The organism is Microbulbifer sp. MKSA007 (assembly GCA_032615215.1).
In the GTDB taxonomy this organism is placed as follows: Bacteria; Pseudomonadota; Gammaproteobacteria; order Pseudomonadales; family Cellvibrionaceae; genus Microbulbifer.
Map to the genome: position 1 here is coordinate 4,867,745 of CP128433.1, position 22,017 is coordinate 4,889,761.

Below are 22,017 nucleotides of genomic sequence, written 5' to 3' on the forward strand. Positions count from 1 at the left end.
TCAGATATAAGCTTTTGAGCTGGGTTAAAAAAGAATCAGCCTATACCCTTAAGAATGACCTGTCTATAATACCACTTTTGCCAAATGCTTTATCAGGGCATCTATGCTTCATTTTATATGCTTGTGCCCGACCTTCCCTGCTAAAACGCAACCCATTAGTCAAATTGATTTAAAGAACAAATTTTATAAGTCTTGGTATATCTCCCCATGAAAATTATGCAACTTTTACCCGCCCTGAACTCTGGGGGGGTTGAGAGGGGGACCGTTGACCTTGCCCGCTACCTGGTAGCAGGCGGTCATCAGTCAATCGTCGTTTCCAGTGGGGGGAGCATGGTCGGGCAACTGAAGGCTGAAGGCTCAGTCCATATCGAACTTCCTATCCACAAAAAGTCTCTCTTCAGCCTGTTACAGGTCAGACCACTTCGAGAGGTTATAGCTCGTGAGAGGCCCGATATCATCCATGTGCGTTCCAGGGTTCCAGCTTGGCTAGCCTATCTTGCCTGGCGAAATCTTGACCCCGCTGAGCGCCCCCGCCTTGTCAGCACGGCCCATGGCCTTTACTCGATAAATCGATACAGTGCGATTATGGCGAAAACCGAACAGGTAATCGCAATATCAGAGTGTGTGAATAGCTACTTACTGGAGAACTATGCAAACGATCTAAAGCGTCCTCCACAGATCGTTTATCGGGGTGTAGATACGGATGAGTTCAATCCCGATGTCCAGCCAACGGAGTCCTGGTACCAAAAAGTACACCAGGATTTCCCCCAGCTTGCCGGCAAACGCTGGCTCCTCTTACCCGGAAGACTGACCCGCTGGAAGGGACAAGAAGACTTTATCAATCTAATCCATCAGCTAGTCCAAAACCGTTCTGATATCCACGGCATCATTCTCGGCGGAGCAGAGAAGAATAAACAGCACTACGCCGATGAATTGGAACAAAAAATTCACTCCATGAAGCTTCAGAACCACCTTACCCTGGTTGGTCACCGTAGTGATATACGCCACTGGTATAGTGCGTCCAGTTTGGTGTATAACCTATCACGTCGACCCGAGCCATTTGGCAGAACCGTTATAGAGTCCGCTGCGATTGGCACACCTATTATCGGTTATAACATTGGGGGCCCGGCAGAGTCACTTAATGCCTGTTTCCCTCAAGGGCTAGTTGATATCAATGATTCAAAAGCTTTATTCGCGCGTACTCAAGAGCTGCTCGACAGCCCTGAACAGAGGCCTCACCTATCTACCGATTTCACTTTGGGAAGACAGGCCGAACACACCATTGAAATCTACAAAAGCTTACTCACAGAGCGTACCGGAGCGAACCCGAGTGATTAATTTGAGCCAAAGCGAGCCGTTTGCCAGTGGAGGCAATCGCTTTTGCTACCGACACCCGGAGCGGCCTGAAATCTGTGTCAAGGTGATGCGACCAGGGCGAACGGCTGAACTACTGGGACGGGCGCCCTGGTATAAAACTTGGCGTGGAGAGTCATATTTCGACGACAATCTTCGCGAGCTGGAAGGCTACAGCCAACGGGCGCTTGCCGATAATCGAGATGAGCTTTGGCAGCATTTACCAAGGTGGTATGGGATACAGGAGACCAACCTGGGGCCCGCAGCAGTTACCGACATGATTCTTGATCGAGATGGCAACCCAGCATCCACTCTGCGCCAATACCTGAATAAATATGGCCTTAATGCCGAGGTGCGCGCATCTTTGCAGCGTTTTTCCGAGTGGCTGCTTGAATATGAAGTACTCACCAAAAACCTGATCGCCCACAATCTGGTCTTGCGAAAGGAAAATGGTGAACTGCAGACCTATCTAATTGATGGGTTGGGCTGCGCCTCTTTTCTACCCTTGCCTAAAGTTTCCAGCTACTTCGCGAAACGCTATATCCACCGTCGTATCGAGCGTATGTGGCTTAGAGTCGAGTGGGAGATTTCCAATAAAGAAACCCCCTGGCGAAAGTTTGAAGCCGAAGGGCTCAAACGCTAACGACTTGGCAACCCAGATCGGCGTAATAATGCTCGGGCACACAACAGAAACTGGTTAAGGGGATCACGCCTGCCCCCTCCTTTCACTTCAAACTGCTCGCTGACCAAACCCTGATCCAAAAGCCTCAAAACTGCTGAACGCACCTTGTTTGACTTACTGCGACTCGGAACCCGAATCACACCGACCTGGGCCTGACTTTGCAGCGATTCGAACAACATAGAGATACTATCCTCTGTTACCCAAATTCTCTCTGCTTGGGACAGTTGCTCCTGAAGCCAACCCGGCGGACACGAGAGCCAATCAACCAACTCTGCGCCCCCTTTCCCCAGCCCCTCCATTGTGCCTTTCGGAGTTCTCCGACTATCCGAAATACACCAGTCCAAGGGTTGCACCAATAACTTCTCAACCTGCTCCCTGATTGAAGCTGAGTTCCAACTGTAATGCTTGCTGGGTCCACCCAATAAAATAAGCCCCTTTCCAGATTGCGGCACACTTTCTTGGAGTGGTTCGGTCAAGGCGCCCTGGCTTACGATGACATTGGGTAGGGGCGGGGGACGGTCGTGCTCCGGAACGATGGCGAAGTCAAACCAGCGATACGGCCATAAGGGGCGATTGATTGCCACTGCGCGACCACCAAACCTGTGACGGGCGGACAACATGGGAAGGCGACTGCGGCGGCCTGTGCCAATCAGAAAATCAGGGGTAGGGAGGCTTTCCAGCCACTCGCCTGGCTTAAGGGCAATTCGACTGGCGCTGTACTCTGGCGGTATGTCAAAAGCCTGTACCTCCCCGACAAAACTCCTGCGCAACCCCTCAATCAGAGCAGCGCTCTGCTTTTCATGAGCCCGGTTGCCATCCAGAAAACGCCAAACAGTAAGTTGCAATATTGAACCCTAAACTACTAAAACACCGAGGATATCGCGCAGTGTACCTAGCGCATGCCAGTGGGGCTACAGTAACAAGGCTATGGGAGCCCCAAAACATCCAGTATACTGCCAACCATACCCCCCAGGGAGCACCAACGGGTGTCCCTGGTAAATCTATACCTCAGGAGACCCCCTTAAAGCGCTCAGCCAAATAGACATCCGCTATTAGTTTGTGTAAAGCCCCACAATTATCACCAAAAAGCAAAATTTGAGCGCTCATGGACAACAGACTTTTATATAGTACCCACTCAAACAGCCTGATTCCGCACACCTAAATACAATCTTTTCTGAACGGCCGACAGTTGCACCTATGCCTGAACTTGGAAGTACTCTAAACAATCTTTCCCAGCCCATTTATCGCCAGCAAAGCTCGTTGTGGATTTCAGGCCTGCTTAAGTGGGCCTTTCTAGGGTTATTTATACTGGTATGTGGCTACTATGTTTCCCCCAAGGTATCGGGAGTACAAACCAGCTTCTATCTAACTTTAGTGCCCACAGCCCTTCTACTGCTGGCGTGGCGAAAGAGCTATCACTTCCTGATTTCCTGGCAGTTCCTAACCTTTTGCAGCCTGCCTATCATTCTAGCGCTTTCAACACTGTGGGCCTCTCCGGATGCCGCAGATGTTTATAGGCAATCTGATTACTACTGGAAATTGGTATTATACCTAGCTCTATTTTACTGCGCTGTTTTCTTCCTATTGGAGCAATACGGCGACAACATCCTCCATAAGCTATTACTCTCGCTTATTGTGATTGGACTGCTATCCGGTATTGCCTCGCTAATTGCTTATTCCCTTGATGGCGGGCTACAGGATCTCCGCCGGATTGGCGGTATATCCCTAGAGGGCAATATTGATAAAACAGGAATGCTGTTCGGCTTCCACGCTCTTTTTTGCTGCTACGGCCTCTACCAAAAACCCCGTATTTGGCGCTGGCTATCAGGAGCGGGCCTACTCACTTCCTGTATCTACATAGTTTTGTCACAAACCAAAGTCCCAATTGTTATGGCGGGCTTTTCAATTTTCTTGGTTGTATTCGGCAACCTTTCGCGCCTGCTGAAAATTTTGGTTGTTGTGGCTATCGTCTGTGTTTTGCCATTGACCTATTTTGCCTTGTATGGTGACTTGCCCCTCCTACACCGGGGTAGCGCTTACTCTATACGTCTGACACTCTGGCAAAAAGCCTTTGAGGAGTTCCTGCAAGCCCCACTATTTGGCCAGGGGTTAGTGCATAAGAAATTTATTGCACTAAACAGGATGGTGCCCCATCCACACAATTTTCTTCTGGATATCGCGCGTTTTAGCGGGCTATTAGGGCTGGCAGCCTGTATCTGGCAGGGGCTTGCAACTCTGTGGACCGTGAGATCCAAAGAAAGACTTTTGAGTTGGATTCCTGGTTTGTATTTCACTTGGTTCCTGTTCGGTGTACTGGCAATGCTGACATACGCCCAGCAACCTTTGGCTAAGCCCAATTATATTTGGTTCTTTTACTGGATCCCCCTGGCTATCCTGCTGGCGCGAAGCAGCATTGAAGACCGGGGTTTGAGCCAATGTAAAACTATCCAAGAAAGTAACCCTCAAAAACAGTAACCGCTGAGAGATAGAGTCACACTGATGAATGTAACCGTATTTGGCACCGGCTATGTGGGCCTGGTGCAAGCAGCAGTCTTAGCTGAAGCTGGGAATAAAGTAGTTTGTATCGATATAGACGCGGACAAGATCAACCGCCTCAAGCAGGGAATTATCCCTATTTATGAGCCCGGCCTGGAGCCTATGGTGAAAAACAGTATCACCACAGGCAATCTATCTTTTTCAACCGATGCCGCCTTTGGTGTAGAACACGGTGAGCTAATTTTTATCGCTGTGGGCACTCCTCCAGATGAGGACGGCTCAGCAGATCTTCGCCATGTGTTAACTGTTGCAAGAACCATCGCCAAATACATGGAGTGCAAGAAATATATTATCAATAAGTCCACAGTACCTGTGGGGACTGCCGATAAGGTGCGGGCTGCCGTTGAGGAAGAACTCACCAAGCGGGACCGGTCTGATCTGCCATTCGATATTATTTCGAATCCTGAATTCCTCAAGGAGGGGTCGGCGCTCAATGACTGTATGCGCCCGGATCGAATTATTATCGGCACCTCCGAAGAGGAATCAGAGCAGAAGCTTCGCCACCTGTACGCACCATTTAACCGAAATCACGAAAAAATCCTGGTGATGGACGTAAAAAGTGCGGAGCTGACCAAGTATGCCGCCAACTGCATGCTGGCAACCAAGATCAGCTTTATGAATGAAATGGCAAATATTGCCGATAAAGTGGGCGCTGATATTGAAGCAGTTCGGGCCGGAATCGGCTCAGACCCACGAGTTGGCTACCAGTTTATCTACGCAGGTATCGGCTACGGTGGCTCCTGTTTCCCGAAAGATGTGAAAGCCCTGATTTCCTCGGCTCAACAGCTGGGCATTGCTGCAGATATTCTCGCCGCCGTGGAATCCCGCAACGAGCGCCAGAAACACTATCTCGTTGAAAAAATACAACGTCATTTTAACGGAGATATTCAGGGCAAAACTTTTGCGCTCTGGGGCTTGTCATTCAAACCCAATACAGATGATATGCGCGAAGCCCCAAGCCGTGTGCTGTTAGCTCGATTGTGGGAGCAGGGTGCGAAGGTGCGGGCATTTGACCCTGAGGCCATGGAGGAGTGTCAGCGAATTTTTGGCGATCGCGAAGACCTGACCCTTTGCGACTCCAAGACAGAGGCTTTACAGGGTGCCGACGCCCTGATTGTCGCGACCGAATGGCAACAGTTCAAATCTCTTGATATCGATGAAGTGAGCAGCGCTCTCAGTGCCCCGGTTGTGTTTGACGGACGCAACCAGTACGAACCAGAGGAAATGCGCGAGGCAGGCTTTGATTATTACTGCGTAGGGCGCCCGGACACCACCAGCTCTTACTAAGTAAACCTTACTTAAAATAAAAACCCGGCATCTGCCGGGTTTTTATTTTCCGTCATGCTATTCGCATTTTTACTTCCGCCTGGCCCGCCACATCACTGAGCCAGCCCCGATGCGCGGCACTACGCCCATGTACCACATCAAAATAAAGGTTTTGCAAACGCCCTGTGATAGGGCCGCGACGACCACTGCCGATAGAACGCCCATCCAATTCACTAATGGGCAATACTTCCGCCGCTGTGCCAGTAAAAAACGCTTCGTCAGCGATATAGACTTCATCCCGAGTGATACGCTTCTCTAGCACCCTATAGCCGCACTCCCGTGCCAGCTCAATAACTGTATCGCGGGTAATTCCATCCAGGCATGAAGTCAACTCCGGGGTATATATAGTCCCATCGCGAACAATGAAGACATTTTCTCCACTACCCTCAGCAACATAACCCTCGGGGTCCAGTAATAACGCCTCCTCGCACCCATTGCGCACCGCCTCCTGTAACGCCAACATCGAGTTTATATAGTTACCATTGGCTTTCGCCTTACACATGCTGATATTCACATGGTGTCGGGTGTATGAGGAGGTATTCACCTTAATCCCCTGCTCCAGCGCCTCGGGGCTCATATAGCTGGGCCACTCCCAGGAAGCGACAATCACATGGGTTGAAAGATTTTCCGCGCGCAACCCCATTCCCTCTGACCCGTAAAATACCATTGGCCTTAGATACGCTTGGCGCAGGTTATTTTCGCGCACCACAAGCCGCTGAGCTTCATTCAGCTCATCAGTGCTATAGGGCATTGGGATATTCATTATTTTTGCAGAGCGAAACAACCGACGGGTGTGCTCTTGCAAACGAAAGATACTGGTGCCGTTACCGGTTTCATAAGCCCGTACGCCTTCAAACACCCCCATTCCATAGTGCAGGGTATGAGTGAGGACATGCACCCGGGCATCGCGCCAGGGAACCAATTCACCATCAAACCAGATAACGCCGTCGCGGTCGGCAAAAGACATGGGTAACTCCTACAAATCCTGAAAAACAGTTTAATCGGGCAGCAGGTAGAAACCCGGTGTTAACCGAGTAATTGCTGCCAGTTTGTTTGAACGGTCTTTCTTTCCGCTGTGAATTGGTCATCGCTCACAATCCCTGGCAGTTGTTGTAGTGCCAGGCGATGACCTTCAGATCGGTAGGCTTTGTAGGCGTCGATCAGATGTCCGGCTTGTTGGGCCGGCATCAGGCCTGCGTCAATTAGACTTTCGAGAATGCGAATATTATCGGTATACCGCACGATCGAGGGCGAAGTTTTTGCCCAGGCCAGAGCAGCATATTGAACCATAAATTCAATATCGACAATACCGCCCTCACCGTGCTTTAGATCAAACTTTTTATCGTTGCTCTTATCGAGGTGCGCACGCATTTTATTGCGCATTTCCACCACCTCATCACGCAATTTATCGCTCTTTCGCGACTGGCAAAGCAATTTCGTACGCAACTGTTGAAACGACTCACTCAGGCGGAGGCTACCGGCGACAGATCGAGCTCTCACCAGCGCCTGATGCTCCCAGGTCCAGGCACTCTCCCTCTGGTATTTTTCAAAGGCAGCCAATGAAGTCACCAAGAGTCCTGAATTACCCGAGGGGCGCAGTCTTGTGTCTACCTCATAAAGAGGCCCGCTGAGTGTACGGGTTTGCAATATGTGGATAAGTCGCTGTGCTAGTCGGGTAAAAAAACTCAGGTTATCAATACTGGTTTTACCGTCGGTAACCTGCATCGCATCCGCATCGTGCACAAAAACAATATCCAAGTCAGAACCGTGGCCAAGCTCCAATCCCCCCAGCTTTCCATAGGCGATAATGGCAAAGTGCATATCCTCTGCCGAGGCCCCCGCAGGCATGCCGTATTTATCCACCATCTGTGCCCAGGCGAGTTGCAATGACTGCTGTAATATCGCCTCTGCCAACCAGGTAAGAGAATCACTGACTTTCATCAAAGGCAGGGCACCATTCACCTCCTGTGCCGCAATGCGCAGGCTTTGACTCTGTTTAAAATATCGAAGCGCCTCCATTTGCAATTCCAGATCTTCAGGATCAATCCGCAACAACTCGAGACGCAGCTCATTAGCAATATCTGCCGCAGTAGAGGGTGCCAGTAACCTGCGGGAATCCAGCAACTCATCCAGCAGAATTGGGTGGCGCGCAAGTTGCTCAGCAATCCATGGACTGGCACTACAGAGGCGCACCAGCTGGTTGAGCACGGGGGGATTTTCATTAATCAGGACGAGATAGGCACTGCGACGCAGTACTGAGCGCACTAAAGGTAAAACACGGGTTAGCACTAACAAGGGATCAGCCTGTAACCCTGCTGCGGCCAGTAGCGTAGGCATAAATTGGTCCAGGCGCGCACGGGAAGAAGCAGGTAGTGCCGCAACCATTGTTGACTGGCACAGCTCCTTTAAGTGCTCGAGTGCCTGCGGTGGAGGAAGAAACCCTGCACTTTCCAAAATCTGCAAATTCTCTTCATTCGCAGTTTCATCGGCGCAACTTGCCCAGAGTCCCTGCCACTCTTCAGCCACACTGGGGGCGGCCATCTCCTCTGGTGGAGCGATTACAGTATCGAACTCCCGCTCAACTAAGGAACGAACATCGATCAGCTCAATCTCCAATTGCACCCAATTGTCGCGGCCCAGGGCAAATGCCAATTTTTCCCTTTCACCCTCCTCAGCTGGGAGCGCCTGTGTCTGCTGATCCCGGTAAGCTTGAAGTGCGTGTTCAACTCTCCGCAATAGCAAATAACAACTGGTCAGTTCACTGGCCACTCCCGGTTCAACATGGCCATCACTTTCCAAGAGGGGCAGTAGCTTGAGCAAGCTGCGCTCGCGCAGCGCGGGTTCGCGCCCTCCGCGAATTAACTGGAATGCCTGGGCAATAAATTCCAACTCGCGTATGCCGCCCCGCCCAAGTTTGATATTGTCCGTTAAACCGCGAGCGCGCACTTGCCGCTGTATCAGGGCTTTCATTTCACGCAAAGCATCAATAGCACTGAAATCGATATAGCGGCGATAAGTAAATGGGCGCAACAGCTCCATCAACTCTTCAGCAAACTCCTCCCTGCCGGCAACAGGGCGAGCTTTGACCATGGCGTAGCGCTCCCACTCACGCCCTTGAGTCTGGTAATAGTCCTCCAGAGCGGCGAAATGGCTTACCAAGGGGCCACTGTCACCGTAGGGGCGCAAACGCATATCTACACGGAAGACAAAACCATCCGCATTGATTCCATCCAATGATTTAATCAAGCGCTGGCCAAGCTTTTGGAAAAACTGCTGATTCTCTATGCTCTTTCCACCATCGGTATAACCGGGCTCTGGGTAAGCAAAAATCAGATCGATATCCGATGAAAGATTGAGTTCCCGGGCTCCCAATTTGCCCATTCCCAACACCACCATCGACTGACTATCGCCAGCTATACTACGAGGCTCGCCATAGCGCTCAACTAATTTCTCATGGTGCCATTGCATCGCCGTACGAATGGATAGCTCAGCCAATTCACTGAGCCGCAGACATGCCTGGGGAATATCCCACTGGCCGGCAAAATCGCGAAATATGACTTCAGCCGTTACCCGGTTACGCAATAAACGCAATTGAAGATCCAGTTCCTCATCACTTCCTATGATCGGCAGGGAGAGCCCAAGATCTTGTTTAAGTAACAAATCCCGGAAAAACTCTGGGCGGCGACAGCACTGTTGATAAAAAATTCTGAACCGATAAAACTCCGGGCCACTCCTTGAGCAAGCCGTGAATCTGACAGCAAACTTTCCACCTCAACAACAAGCGCGGCCTCCGTCAGTTCACACCAGTCATGCCAAAGCGACTGAAGTTGAGCGCGGATGGGTTTTGGGCACGGAATGTTGTCAAACATGAGGGTCAATCCTTGGTGCGAATATCAGCGGGCAATTCTGCCTAGCTATCGGCATTCCGATAGCTAGCGGTGGTATCGGATAATGATGAGTGGCCGAGCAAGCCCTCCTATAAGGTCACTTCACTGGCCTCTACATCTTCAAACAGTTATCTCAGAGAGGCCACCCAAGCTAGAAAGCGATATCCGGCGGTGGGGCCACCCTCAATACCTCTGCCACAGTGGTCAAACCCGCCGCTACTTTTTTCGCACCGGAAAGCCTCAGACTATTCATACCTTCGCGCATCGCCTGGCGCCGCAGTTGCTGTAGATCACAATCGGAGGTGACAATAGCTTGTACCGACTCGCTAAATGGCAGGATTTCATAAATTCCCTGACGCCCACGATAGCCCGTATTACGACATTCCAGGCAACCTTCCGGCCGGTAGACTTTCTCCGGCAACGGCGCTCTCCAGGGTTTCACCAGAGACTGCCAATCGGCCTCTTCAATTTTGTCCTCCTGCTTGCAACTGGGACATAGTGTCCGTACCAAGCGCTGGGCCATCACCCCGAGAATGGTGGACTTCAATAAATAATGCGGCAAGCCCAGATCCAATAAGCGGGTAACCGCTGTTGGAGCGTCATTAGTATGCAGGGTTGAGATAACCAGGTGGCCTGTCAGTGCCGCTTGAACCGCCATCTGAGCGGTTTCCAGGTCACGAATTTCACCAACCATGATGATATCGGGGTCCTGACGCATCAGGGTTCTGATACCTGCAGCAAAATCAAAGCCAATCGAGTGGTGAACCTGGGTTTGGTTAAAGCTCTCTTCCACCATTTCGATAGGATCTTCAACCGTGGAAACATTCACTGCACTGGTGGCCAACTGCTTAAGACCAGTATACAAAGTGGTGGTTTTACCCGAACCGGTAGGGCCGGTGACCAGTACGATACCATTGGGTCGTGACAGCATCGCCTGCCAGCGAGCCAAGTCATCACCAGCCAGTCCCAGATCGGAATAAGATCGCGCGAGAACCTCTGGATCGAAGATCCGCATTACCAGCTTCTCGCCAAAGGCTGTGGGAAGAGTGGAGAGGCGCAACTCCACTTCGCTGCCGTCGGGCCTTTTTGTCTTGATGCGGCCATCCTGGGGTTTGCGCTTCTCCGCCACATTCATGCGCCCTAGAATTTTCAGGCGACTGGTAACCGCAGCATTCACTTGATCTGGTAACTCATGGATTGGATGCAGTACACCATCAATACGAAAGCGAATACGTCCCACTTCCCGGCGCGGTTCAATATGGATATCACTGGCACGCTGATCAAAGGCGTGCTGCAACAACCAATCGACGATATTGACGATGTGTTGATCGTTAGCTTCAGGGTCCTTTAAGGCGCCCAACTCCAGCAACTGTTCAAAATTATTTGCCGCTGAGGTTCCCTGAAGGCCGCTTGCACCAGAGATTGAATTGGAAAGGGAGTAAAACTCGACGCAGTGTCGTTTGATATCGGCCGGATCAGCCACCACACGGCGTACTCTGCGGCCAGTGGTATGTTCCAGCTGCTCCTCCCAACCATGGTTAAACGGTTGAGCTGTCGCCACCAGAAGTTCTTCGGTACTCGCCTCAACACAGAGAATTTGGTGTCGCTTGGCAAATTGGAAGCTCATCACCTCGGTGACAGCGCTCACATTAACCTTCAGAGGATCAATATGATACAAGGGGTGGGAGGAGCTCTCCGCTAACCAGGCGCTAAGGATTTCACTATTGAGCAGACTACCCGGTTGCTTGCGGTTGGCCAGGTCACAACTGGCGATATAGCTGAGCGGGTGCATCTGGGCCTGCTCTGCTGTCCGCGGGGTCCCGACAATACGGTTGGCATCCTCTCGGCTAACAAAGCCCTGCCCCACCAAATCTTCCAGTAATCCGCGCAGTTCCAGTATGCGGTCTGCAACTCTACTCTCTGCCATTGGCAACCCCTTTATTCTCATATGGCGACGTTGCATTGTAGCCCTATCATCAAGCTGTGAAAGTGCGCTGTTAACGCACTGTTACGAAGTTGCCCCGATTGGGGTACCATGCCGCCGTTTTCGCATTCTGAGCAATGGAGCTAACCATGGCCCTGTCGAATATTGCCAACTTATTTGGCCGCTCTCCGATTAAGCCAATCGAGAAGCATATGGCTACGGCCCACGAGGCATCGGCTGACCTGATCCCCTTCTTTGAAGCACTGATTAAAGGTGACCTCAAAGAGGCAGAACAGATCCAACTGCGCATCTCCGCTTCGGAGAACCGCGCTGACGATATCAAGAGAGACCTGCGCCTGCATCTGCCAGACAGCCTGTTTATGCCTGTGTCGAGGACCGACTTGCTGGAATTGCTGCATGCCCAGGATGAGGTAGCCAACACTGCCCAGGATATCGCTGGGCTGGCTGTAGGCAGGAAGATGCAGATTCCCGCACCTCTCCAATCCTTGATGGCCACCTTTGTAGAGAGTGCTGTAGCCACCTCTGCACAGGCACTGCGCGCTATCAACGAGCTGGACGAGTTGCTCGAAAGCGGCTTTGCCGGGCGCGAGGTGGATATCGCCAAACGCATGACCGAGGAGCTGGATGAACTGGAGCGCAAGTCAGACAAGCTTGAAGTCGAAATTCGCGCGTCGCTGTTTGCTATTGAGAAAGACTTACCTCCGGTGGACGTTATGTTCCTCTACCGGGTTATTGAATGGATCGGTGAACTCGCCGATCGCGCCCACAGCGTGGGCAACCGATTGCAGTTGTTGTTAGCACGTTAGGGGGTTTGGCGTGGAAATTATTAGTCAATACGGCCATATATTATTGATTTTGGCCTGTGTGGCAGGCTTCTTTATGGCCTGGGGCGTCGGTGCCAACGACGTAGCCAACGCCATGGGTACCTCCGTAGGTTCCCGTGCACTGACTATCAAGCAGGCGATTGTTATCGCCATGATCTTTGAATTTGCCGGCGCCTACTTGGCAGGCGGGGAGGTTACCGCAACCATCCGCAAAGGCATTATCGATTCTGAAGTTTTCGCTGCCCAACCGCAGCTGCTGGTATACGGCATGCTTTCGGCACTGCTGGCGGCCGGCACCTGGCTGCTGGTAGCCAGTATTCTCGGCTGGCCGGTATCCACCACCCACTCTATTGTCGGCGCAATTGTCGGCTTCTCTGCGGTAGGTATATCCCCAGATGCAGTGGCCTGGGGTAAAGTGGGCAGTATCGTGGCTAGCTGGGTGGTCTCCCCGGTTCTCGCGGGCACCCTATCTTTCCTGTTATTCCGCAGTGTCCAGCGCCTGATCCTAGACACGGAAGACCCCTTCAACAATGCCAAGCGCTACATCCCCTTCTACATGTTTGCAGTGGGCTGGATGATTGCCATGGTGACCCTCACCAAGGGCCTCAAGCACGTTCTTAAAGATGCCAATATCCAGCTCAGCTTTATCCAGGATGCCGGTATCGCCGCCCTGGTGGGCCTTGCTGTCGCCGGTATCGGTGTCACCATGCTCAAGCGCGTCCAGCGCGACCCGGCAGCTGAAGCTGAAAACCGTTTCGCCAACGTCGAGCGCGTATTTGCGATCCTGATGGTCTTCACCGCCTGTGCCATGGCCTTCGCTCACGGCTCCAACGATGTCGCCAACGCCGTTGGTCCTCTGGCTGCCGTAGTTAATACCATCCAGAGCGGCGCTATCACCGTTAAATCCACTATGCCTTCCTGGATATTGCTGCTCGGCGGTATCGGTATCGTGGTGGGCCTGGCGACATACGGCTTTAAGGTAATGGCCACTATCGGTAAGAAGATCACCGAGCTGACACCGAGCCGTGGCTTCGCAGCCGAACTGGGTGCAGCCTCCACCGTCGTACTGGCTTCTGGTACCGGCCTGCCAATCTCCACGACTCACACTCTGGTGGGCGCGGTATTGGGTGTTGGCCTGGCGCGGGGTATTGGCGCACTGAACCTGCGTATGATCACCACTATCGCCGCCTCCTGGGTAGTCACCTTGCCGGCGGGTGCTGGTATTGCGATCTTGTTCTTCTACTTCTTTAAGGGCTTGTTCGGCTAGAGCTGTAGAATCATTGATAAATCAAAAAGGGGCCCAGGCCCCTTTTTTTATGTCTCTCACTCACCCCATTCTCAACTAAGCTGTGCCAGTAGCAAAACAGATATCTGGCACTTAAGGATTGCGCCTCAACTTCAATTCACTCGTGTAAATTACATGACTGTTAGCAACTGGACAGTGGGAACCTACCTGGCACAAAGATTAAAAGACGCAGGCATAGAGCACTACTTCGCCTTGCCTGGCGATTACAATCTGGTGTTACTGGATCAATTACTACTCCACCCAGATCTCAAAATGATCAGCTGCTGTAACGAGCTAAATGCAGGCTATGCCGCCGACGGCTATGCCCGCGCAACCGGTGGCCCCTCAGCGGCAGTAGTCACCTTCTCCGTCGGCGGCCTCAGCATGATTAATGCAGTAGCCGGTGCTTTTGCCGAAGACCTCCCTTTAATTGCAATCTCTGGCGGACCAAATACGAACTCTGAGGCTGAGTGGGAGTATTTGCATCACACTTTAGGTAAGGTCGATTACAGCTACCAGAGCGAAATCTATTCGCGGGTAACAGCCGAAACCGTGGTTATCCACCATCCATCCCTCGCTCCTGCAGCGATAGACAGAGCAATTGATACCGCCATGCTGCGGCGTAAACCGGTCTACATCGAAATTGCAGCCAATATTGCTAATGCACCTACATCGGCCCCTATCCCCCGTGGATTTGCACGTAGCGCCACTAGTGACCCGGATTCCCTCTCTGCTGCGGTAGAGCATATTGCCGCATTCCTCAATGCTGCCGAACGGCCAGTGTTGATTGCCGGGGGAAAAGTACGTGCAGCCTCTGCTGAGGAATCCCTGCGGGAACTAGCTGCGAGCAGCAGCTACGGTGTAGCCTGTATGGCCGATGCCAAGGGACTGCTTTCAGAGACTCACGACAATTTTATGGGTATGTACTGGGGACCAGTCAGTACACCGGGGTGCAGTGAAATTGTTGATACCGCCGATGCACTGCTCTTTGCCGGCCCAATATTTACCGATTACACCACTACCGGGCACCAACTATGCTTCGACAAAAGCAAGACCGTTATTGCATTACCAGCATCTGTACAACTGGGAGATACCTGTTACAGCAATGTCCATATGAATGACTTATTGGAAGCCCTGGTCAATAAGCTCAACCCCAATAACGGTGCAGTAAAAGCCTACCGCCGGGTCAGTAGTCCAAAACATATCCCACAACCAGGCAAGCGAGGCGATGCTTTAACGATTCGACAACTGTTTGCCCGAATCCAAAAAGTGCTTGAAAGCGATACCGCCCTGCTAGTGGAAACCGGGGACTCCTGGTTTAACGGTATGGAACTATCGCTACCAGATGGAGCCCGCTTCGAAATACAAATGCAATATGGGAGTATCGGCTGGTCTGTAGGAGCAACTCTCGGTTATAGCTTGGGTATGGGAAAAGGGCGCATGATCGCCTGTATTGGGGATGGGTCTTTCCAACTGACCGCCCAGGAAATCTCCACAATGATCCGCTACAACGTTAATCCAATTATTTTTTTGATAAATAACGGTGGCTACACCATTGAAGTAGAAATTCACGATGGGCCCTACAACAATATTAAAAACTGGGAGTACGCGCAGTTAGTCGAGGTTTTCAGTGCAGGAGAGGGTCGCGCCTGGGGTTGTAAAGTCACCACTGAGGGGGAGCTGGATAAAGCAATAAAAGATGCCCTAAAGCACGATGGACTTTGCCTGATAGAAGTAATTATCGATCGCAATGATTGCAACGTAAATTTGCTTAGATGGGGAAACCAGGTAGCTAGGAACAATAGCCGCCCAAGCCGCAGTGTTTAATTATTCCCTCACCTTGCTTGAAAAACCAAGCTAACTCTAAAAATAGATTTGGAACTCCAAATCCATATCTATTTATTACAAGCAACAGTAGTATTCGGAGTCATAACTTGGGCCTGCCCCACCAATTTACTGCTGCCTGCGAATTTATCCAGATGCCATTACTGTTGTTTGTCACTCTTCTGTGGGCCTTTTCCTTCAGTTTGATAGGCGTCTACCTGGCCGGACAGGTGGATAGTTATTTTTCAGCAATGACACGGGTTCTCCTTGCCACAGCGGTATTTCTACCCATGCTGAAATGGAAGGCTTGCCCTCTCCGCACCGCGATCCGTTTAATTGTGATCGGCGCTGTACAACTGGGGCTGATGTATTTGTTTTACTACCAGTCATTCTTACTGCTCAGTGTCCCCGAGGTACTGCTATTTACTATTTTCACCCCTCTTTATATCACCGCCCTTGAGGACTTCCTTAATAGGCACTTTTCTGTCTGGAACCTCACTATCGCAGCCGTAGCTGTATTGGGAGCCGCCACTATTCGCTGGGACTCCCCCAGTAGCGACTTCTGGATTGGATTTGCAGTCGTCCAGGGTGCCAACCTATGTTTTGCTGTGGGACAGGTAACCTACAAGCGTCTGATGTCCGTCGAGCAAGGCCTCCCCCGAGGCAAACCTTCGCTTGGTTTTTTATCGGCGCCAGCTTGATCACTGTTATTGCCTGGCTCCTGCTTGGGAAACCGCAGTACCCACAGGGCTCACAGCAATGGGGTGTTCTACTCTGGTTGGGATTGGTGGCATCAGGTCTGGGATACTTTTTGTGGAACAAGGGTGCTACGCAGGTCTCTACTGGTACCCTGGCCGCAATGAATAATGCACTGATTCCCGTTGGCTTGTTGGTAAATCTGTTAATCTGGAATCGGGATGCCGATCTAACCCGTCTCGCCCTTGGGGGAGGACTGATCGGAGCCGCTGTTATCTTGAATGAATGGCGCAACAAGAGTAGGGAAAGTCACCATGGCGAGTATCGCAGTACCTGACCTGAAGACCCAATTACATCAACTGATTGCCTGCCCCAGTGTCAGTGCAACCGATCCTTCCCTGGATATGGGTAACCGCCCGGTGGTTGAACTACTGGGTGAATGGTTGGAAGGACTTGGTTTCAATGTAGAGATAATGCCTTTAAAGGGCTCTCCCAACAAAGCCAATATGATTGCTACTCTCGGCGGTAAAAGTGGTGATAAAGGCGGGCTCGTTCTATCCGGACATACTGATACAGTCCCCTTTGATGCGGGGCGCTGGCAATCGGACCCCTTTAAGGTTTTAGAGCGCGACAACCGCTTATACGGTCTCGGCACCAGTGATATGAAGGGTTTTTTCCCTCTGGTTATTGAGGCTGTGCAGACTTTTCTCGACAAGCCTCTACAAAAACCACTGATTGTTTTGGCAACAGCCGATGAAGAAACAAGTATGAGTGGTGCCCGCGCCCTGGTGCAGGCTGGCAAACCCCAAGCGCGCTATGCGGTAATTGGTGAGCCCACCGGGCTTCGCCCGATACGTATGCACAAAGGCGTTATGATGGAAGCTGTGCGTATTACCGGGCAATCCGGCCACTCATCAGATCCCAGATTGGGGGCCAACGCGCTCGAGGCCATGCATAAAGTTATCGGTGAGCTATTAACACTGCGAAAAAAGTGGCAGCAAAAATACAACAACCCCGGATTCGCCGTTCCAGTACCCACGATGAACTTAGGCTGTATCCATGGGGGTGACAATCCCAATCGGATCTGCGGCCACACAGAACTCCAGTTTGATATTCGCCCGTTGCCAGGAATGCAGCTTACGGACCTGCGGGAAGAACTAAACAAACGTATCCTTACCATTCCACAAGACAATAAAATTCAGGTGGAAGTGGCCTCTTTATTCCCTGGCACTGCGCCCTTTGAACAGGATGCCCATTCAGAGTTAGTAAAAGTTGCAGAACAACTTTGTGGCCATCCCGCTGAAAGTGTTGCCTTTGGTACTGAAGCACCCTACTTGAAGAGTTTGAATATTGACACTATCGTGCTCGGCCCCGGCGATATTGACCAAGCTCATCAGCCGGATGAATTTCTCGCCCTGGATCGTATCAACCCTATGGTCAACATTCTGCGCGACTTGATTGGCCGCTTTTGCCTTTAATCTGCCTGCGACAGCCTCCGGGGCTTTAACACCACAAGACTTGCACACGGTAAGAATTAGTGAGCGACGATAACGCCTCCCTGAACTGGTTTCGCCACGCGGCACCTTACATCAACGACCTCCGCGGTCGCACTTTAGTAATTGGTATCCCCGGCGACGCTTTAGAGCACGCCAATTTCCGCAATCTAGTACACGATATGGCGCTGCTCGCCAGCCTTGGGGTTCGCTTGGTTGTTGTGCACGGCGCGCGGGAACAAATTAATCGAGCCCTGGATGAGCGCGGCATAGAAAATCGGTTTCACGAGAACCAGCGTATTACCAATCGAGAGACATTGGAAATTGTTAAGTCCGTCGTGGGCAAACTGCGCTTCGATATTGAAGCTGCTTTTTCCCAGGGACTGCCAGACTCACCGATGGCGCGTTCGGCCCTCAAGGTGGTCTCAGGCAATTTTGTTACCGCCCGCCCCAGTGGCGTGCTCGATGGCGTGGACCTGGGCTGGACCGGCACCGTACGGCGCATGGACACCAGCACTCTGGAGCAAAACCTGGATCAGGGTTCCCTGGTGCTCCTTTCTCCCCTGGGCACATCCCTGACCGGGGAGCTTTTCAATATCAATTACCTGGATCTGGCCGCTGAGGCTTCCAGAGTTTTGCGCGCCGAGAAACTAGTGCTATTCCGCGAACCTGAGCAACTTCAAGTGGACGGAAATCCGGTACACGAGTTAAGTATTTTGCAGGCAGAGCAGGTTTCACCCAAAGTGCAAAGCGCAACCCTGCGCTGCGCCATTCGAGCCTGTAATGCAGGGATCGCCCGTACACACCTACTTAGCTTTTGTAAAAACGGCGCCTTAATTCAGGAGCTGTTCCGCCGTGAAGGGGCCGGTACCATGATTTACCGGGACAGCTACGAAGTTGTGCGCAGAGCGCGAATTACCGATGTGGGCGGCATTCTTGGACTGATCCGCCCGTTAGAGAAAGATGGCGTTTTGGTACGGCGCTCCCGCGAGAAGCTCGAGGCAGAAATTGAACACTTCACGCTTGTGGAAGTGGATGGTACTCCAGTTGCCTGTGCAGCTCTGTATCCCATTAAGGATGATAAGGGTACTACCACAGCAGCCGAAGTTGCCTGCCTTGCAAGCCACCCGGAATTTCGCGGTGGAGGGCGTGGTGCCAAGCTGATGCGCCACCTTGAGAGACAGGCGCAAACAGTCCAGGTTGATGAGCTCTACGTCCTCACCACCCAGACAGAGCACTGGTTTATCGAGCAGGGCTTTGAGCAAGTCGGTATCAGTGAGCTGCCTACCGCGCGAAAGTCCCTGTACAACATTCAGCGCAATTCGAGAATCCTGCGTAAACGCCTGGGGAAAAGTCAGTCCACTTAGTCATAGAAATTTGAAATATCCATCCTTAATACTCCTTTAATGGGTAGTTTGAGCGCAAAAACATCCCAGGAAAGTCCGTTTTTTGCTAAGCTGGCGCATTCATTGTTGCCAGCTGGAATCTGTGACTATGCCCCAATACCGCTCCCGCACCTCTACCGCCGGTCGCAATATGGCCGGAGCCCGCGCCTTGTGGCGTGCCACCGGTATGACGGACGAGGACTTCCATAAGCCAATCATTGCCATCGCAAACTCTTTTACCCAGTTTGTCCCTGGACACGTACACCTAAAAGATATGGGTCAGCTTGTCGCAAGGGAGATTGAACGCGCCGGCGGCGTGGCCAAGGAGTTCAATACGATCGCTGTGGATGACGGTATCGCAATGGGTCACGACGGCATGCTCTATAGCCTGCCCAGCCGCGAAATTATCGCTGACTCAGTGGAGTACATGGTCAATGCCCACTGTGCCGACGCCCTGGTTTGTATCTCCAACTGTGACAAGATCACACCGGGAATGATGATGGCAGCCATGCGCGTGAACATTCCAGTTATCTTTGTCTCCGGTGGCCCGATGGAGGCCGGCAAAACCAAACTGGCTGACCACAAGCTCGACTTAGTAGATGCTATGGTGATCGCCGCTACAGATACGGCCTCCGACGAGGAAGTTGCTGAGTATGAGCGCTCTGCATGCCCGACCTGTGGCTCCTGCTCAGGTATGTTTACAGCGAACTCCATGAACTGCCTGACCGAGGCCCTGGGGCTTTCACTCCCTGGTAACGGCACCATGCTAGCGACCCACGCCGACCGCAAGGAGCTATTCCTCCGCGCTGGCCGCGAGATCGTAACCCTGACCAAACGCTACTATGAGCAGGATGACGAAACTGCCCTGCCGCGCAACATCGCCAACCGCACAGCCTTCCGCAATGCCATGGCACTCGATATCGCCATGGGAGGCTCCACTAATACCATCCTGCACCTGCTGGCAACCGCTCAGGAAGGTGAGATTGACTTCACCCTGGAAGATATCGACAGCCTCTCCCGTGAGGTTCCACAGCTGTGCAAAGTTGCCCCCAATACCGAGAAATACCATATAGAAGATGTACACCGCGCCGGCGGTGTAATGGCTATCCTCGGGGAGTTGGAGGCCGCAGGTCTTATCGACTCTTCACTACCAACCGCCTACGGTGGTTCGCTCGCCGATGCCCTGGCACGCTGGGATATTTGCCGCACGGACGACCAATCTGTACTGGAATTCTATCGCGCGGGCCCCGCAGGCATTCCCACCCAAACAGCTTTCAGCCAGGAATGCCGCTGGTCCACTTTAGATGCAGACCGCCAGCGTGGCTGTATCCGTTCTGCTGAGCACGCCTACTCCTCTGAGGGAGGGCTCGCCGTTCTCTTTGGTAACCTGGCCCCCAATGGCTGTGTAGTGAAGACTTCCGGCGTCGATGAGTCGCTGTGGAAATTCGAAGGCCCCGCCCACGTAGTAGAAAGCCAGGAAGAGGCGGTTTCCAATATCCTCGAAGGGAAGGTCAGTAAAGGTGAGGCTGTTATCGTCCGCTATGAGGGTCCTAAAGGTGGACCTGGTATGCAAGAGATGCTTTACCCCACTAGTTATTTAAAATCCAAAGGACTCGGTGAGCACTGCGCATTGATTACCGATGGCCGCTTCTCAGGCGGTACTTCGGGCCTCTCTATCGGACATGTTTCACCTGAGGCAGCTTCTGGAGGTAACATCGCTCTGGTTCGCAATGGAGACCTTATACGTATTGACATTCCAGGGAGGAAAATTGAAATCGCTATTGAGGAAAGTGAACTCGATAAGCGATGCAGGGAAATGGAAAAAAATCCCAATGGCTGGAAGCCAATCGAAAAGCGCCCTCGCAAAGTCAGCAAGGCACTGAAAGCCTATGCCATGCTTGCCACCAGTGCAGACCGCGGGGCGGTAAGGGAAATTGACTGATTAAAACTGCTCTAAAAAGAACGGCCCCTAAGGGCCGTTTTTTATTCCGCTATTTTGTAACTGATTCGATTGCGTACCCCGTAGCGCTCCACTGGCTGGCCAGCTTCCATTTGAGGCCGATACTTAAACCTTTCTGCCGCAGCTATCGCAGAACGATCGAATACACGGGTTGGGTTACCATTAGAGTCATAACCACCAACAACACGGGCATCTCGCACTGCCCCTGTTTTTGTCACTGTAAACTCTACAACAACATATCCTTCAATTCCCCTGCGCAAAGCGGCACTAGGATATCGCGGTGCAGCTTTGTACACAGGCAAAGGATCTTGCGATACCTTCATCCCAGTTTCAGAGACTGGTGTTGGAGAGCCTATTTGAATATTCAGCTTAACCGGCAAGACTTCAGTCTGCTCAACTCGCATATTCGGCTGTTCAATGACTGTTTGTGGTGGTGTAGGTGCCTCATAATTTTCGGTAACAATCACCTTTTTCGGCATATGTACCGATTTAATCTGTGGCAACAACTCAACTGCTGGCTCTTCAATATCAGTTGCCACCAGCTGACTCATCAAAAAGAGCAGCCCCACTGTTGTCACGGCAGCATATCCCAGGCCCTTCACGTAGCCTGCAAGTAAATGCTGGGGGAAAAACACGGAGTTGGGAATTGACTGACAAGCTCTATCCATAACACCTCTCCTATTATTGTTAGGGTGCAATAAGCGGCATCCTTGTGCCGAAAATGGAAAAGCTGATCAGCTACCTTTTATCATTAGCTAATTTACAAAAAAATGCAAATAGTCTGTTAATACAGGTTATCTC

General features: G+C 51.8%; 17 protein-coding genes. 12 read left to right on the plus strand and 5 right to left on the minus strand.

Annotation, left to right across the window (positions count from 1 at the left end):
- Positions 1-207: 207 nt before the first annotated feature.
- Entirely contained in the window at positions 208-1,338 is a 1,131-nt protein-coding gene (locus QT397_24560) for a glycosyltransferase family 4 protein (protein ID WNZ55976.1), read from the plus strand.
- The gene (locus QT397_24565; protein ID WNZ55977.1) at positions 1,331-1,996 is read left to right on the plus strand and encodes a YrbL family protein; all 666 of its coding nucleotides are present in this window, start codon (positions 1,331-1,333) and stop codon (positions 1,994-1,996) included. Before QT397_24560 ends, QT397_24565 begins: the two co-directional genes overlap by 8 nt.
- Here QT397_24565 and QT397_24570 read toward each other — a convergent pair.
- A complete protein-coding gene (locus QT397_24570) occupies positions 1,993-2,880 on the minus strand; it encodes an ELM1/GtrOC1 family putative glycosyltransferase (protein WNZ55978.1) in 888 nt (295 codons plus the stop codon). The genes QT397_24565 and QT397_24570 overlap by 4 nt on opposite strands.
- A gap of 352 nt (positions 2,881-3,232) precedes the next feature.
- Here QT397_24570 and QT397_24575 point away from each other — a divergent pair, with 352 nt between their 5' ends.
- Positions 3,233-4,510, plus strand: a complete 1,278-nt coding sequence (locus tag QT397_24575; GenBank protein ID WNZ55979.1) for an O-antigen ligase family protein — start codon at positions 3,233-3,235, stop codon at positions 4,508-4,510.
- A 24-nt stretch (positions 4,511-4,534) separates the two neighbouring features.
- Complete coding sequence (locus QT397_24580) at positions 4,535-5,878, plus strand: UDP-glucose/GDP-mannose dehydrogenase family protein (GenBank protein WNZ55980.1); 1,344 nt, start codon at positions 4,535-4,537, stop codon at positions 5,876-5,878.
- Between the two features lie 52 nt (positions 5,879-5,930).
- Here the strand turns inward: QT397_24580 and QT397_24585 are convergent, their stop codons facing one another.
- The 3 genes from QT397_24585 to QT397_24595 all read right to left on the minus strand — a co-directional run bounded on the left by QT397_24585 (position 5,931) and on the right by QT397_24595 (position 11,731).
- A complete protein-coding gene (locus QT397_24585) occupies positions 5,931-6,884 on the minus strand; it encodes a branched-chain amino acid transaminase (protein ID WNZ55981.1) in 954 nt (317 codons plus the stop codon).
- Positions 6,885-6,943: 59 nt separating this feature from the next.
- A complete protein-coding gene (glnE, locus tag QT397_24590) occupies positions 6,944-9,577 on the minus strand; it encodes a bifunctional [glutamate--ammonia ligase]-adenylyl-L-tyrosine phosphorylase/[glutamate--ammonia-ligase] adenylyltransferase (protein WNZ55982.1) in 2,634 nt (877 codons plus the stop codon).
- Positions 9,578-9,955: 378 nt separating this feature from the next.
- Positions 9,956-11,731, minus strand: a complete 1,776-nt coding sequence (locus QT397_24595; GenBank protein ID WNZ55983.1) for a GspE/PulE family protein — start codon at positions 11,729-11,731, stop codon at positions 9,956-9,958.
- Positions 11,732-11,877: 146 nt separating this feature from the next.
- Between QT397_24595 and QT397_24600 the strand changes: the two genes are divergently transcribed.
- The 8 genes from QT397_24600 to ilvD all read left to right on the plus strand — a co-directional run bounded on the left by QT397_24600 (position 11,878) and on the right by ilvD (position 21,198).
- Complete coding sequence (locus tag QT397_24600; protein ID WNZ55984.1) at positions 11,878-12,555, plus strand: TIGR00153 family protein; 678 nt, start codon at positions 11,878-11,880, stop codon at positions 12,553-12,555.
- A 10-nt stretch (positions 12,556-12,565) separates the two neighbouring features.
- Positions 12,566-13,840 (plus strand): inorganic phosphate transporter, encoded by a 1,275-nt coding sequence (locus tag QT397_24605; GenBank protein WNZ55985.1) that lies wholly within the window; start codon positions 12,566-12,568, stop codon positions 13,838-13,840.
- Positions 13,841-13,993: 153 nt separating this feature from the next.
- On the plus strand, positions 13,994-15,685 hold the full coding sequence (locus tag QT397_24610) for a thiamine pyrophosphate-binding protein (protein WNZ55986.1): 1,692 nt from the start codon (positions 13,994-13,996) through the stop codon (positions 15,683-15,685).
- Positions 15,686-15,792: 107 nt separating this feature from the next.
- Positions 15,793-16,383, plus strand: a complete 591-nt coding sequence (locus tag QT397_24615; protein ID WNZ55987.1) for an EamA family transporter — start codon at positions 15,793-15,795, stop codon at positions 16,381-16,383.
- Positions 16,380-16,715 (plus strand): hypothetical protein, encoded by a 336-nt coding sequence (locus tag QT397_24620; protein ID WNZ55988.1) that lies wholly within the window; start codon positions 16,380-16,382, stop codon positions 16,713-16,715. The genes QT397_24615 and QT397_24620 overlap by 4 nt, the downstream gene beginning before the upstream one ends.
- Positions 16,693-17,856, plus strand: coding sequence for an acetylornithine deacetylase (gene argE, locus QT397_24625; GenBank protein WNZ55989.1), 1,164 nt, complete (start codon positions 16,693-16,695; stop codon positions 17,854-17,856). The genes QT397_24620 and argE overlap by 23 nt, the downstream gene beginning before the upstream one ends.
- 59 nt (positions 17,857-17,915) lie before the next feature.
- Positions 17,916-19,238 (plus strand): amino-acid N-acetyltransferase, encoded by a 1,323-nt coding sequence (gene argA, locus QT397_24630; GenBank protein WNZ55990.1) that lies wholly within the window; start codon positions 17,916-17,918, stop codon positions 19,236-19,238.
- Positions 19,239-19,365: 127 nt separating this feature from the next.
- Entirely contained in the window at positions 19,366-21,198 is a 1,833-nt protein-coding gene (gene ilvD / locus QT397_24635; protein WNZ55991.1) for a dihydroxy-acid dehydratase, read from the plus strand.
- A gap of 41 nt (positions 21,199-21,239) precedes the next feature.
- On the opposite strand, the gene QT397_24640 is transcribed toward ilvD, so the two are convergent.
- Positions 21,240-21,884 carry a TonB family protein gene (locus QT397_24640; GenBank protein WNZ55992.1) on the minus strand — a complete coding sequence of 215 codons (645 nt, stop codon included), beginning with the start codon at positions 21,882-21,884 and terminating at the stop codon, positions 21,240-21,242.
- Positions 21,885-22,017 lie beyond the last annotated feature (133 nt).

What these genes read in the sequence shown, in the direction of transcription:
- QT397_24560 (WNZ55976.1), top strand. Translation starts at nt 208, where the DNA reads ATGAAAATTATGCAACTTTTACCCGCCCTGAACTCTGGGGGGGTTGAG.
- QT397_24575 (WNZ55979.1), top strand. Translation starts at nt 3,233, where the DNA reads ATGCCTGAACTTGGAAGTACTCTAAACAATCTTTCCCAGCCCATTTAT.
- QT397_24580 (WNZ55980.1), top strand. Translation starts at nt 4,535, where the DNA reads ATGAATGTAACCGTATTTGGCACCGGCTATGTGGGCCTGGTGCAAGCA.
- QT397_24585 (WNZ55981.1), bottom strand. Translation starts at nt 6,884, where the DNA reads ATGTCTTTTGCCGACCGCGACGGCGTTATCTGGTTTGATGGTGAATTG.
- QT397_24595 (WNZ55983.1), bottom strand. Translation starts at nt 11,731, where the DNA reads ATGGCAGAGAGTAGAGTTGCAGACCGCATACTGGAACTGCGCGGATTA.
- QT397_24600 (WNZ55984.1), top strand. Translation starts at nt 11,878, where the DNA reads ATGGCCCTGTCGAATATTGCCAACTTATTTGGCCGCTCTCCGATTAAG.
- QT397_24610 (WNZ55986.1), top strand. Translation starts at nt 13,994, where the DNA reads ATGACTGTTAGCAACTGGACAGTGGGAACCTACCTGGCACAAAGATTA.
- argE (WNZ55989.1), top strand. Translation starts at nt 16,693, where the DNA reads ATGGCGAGTATCGCAGTACCTGACCTGAAGACCCAATTACATCAACTG.
- ilvD (WNZ55991.1), top strand. Translation starts at nt 19,366, where the DNA reads ATGCCCCAATACCGCTCCCGCACCTCTACCGCCGGTCGCAATATGGCC.
- QT397_24640 (WNZ55992.1), bottom strand. Translation starts at nt 21,884, where the DNA reads ATGGATAGAGCTTGTCAGTCAATTCCCAACTCCGTGTTTTTCCCCCAG.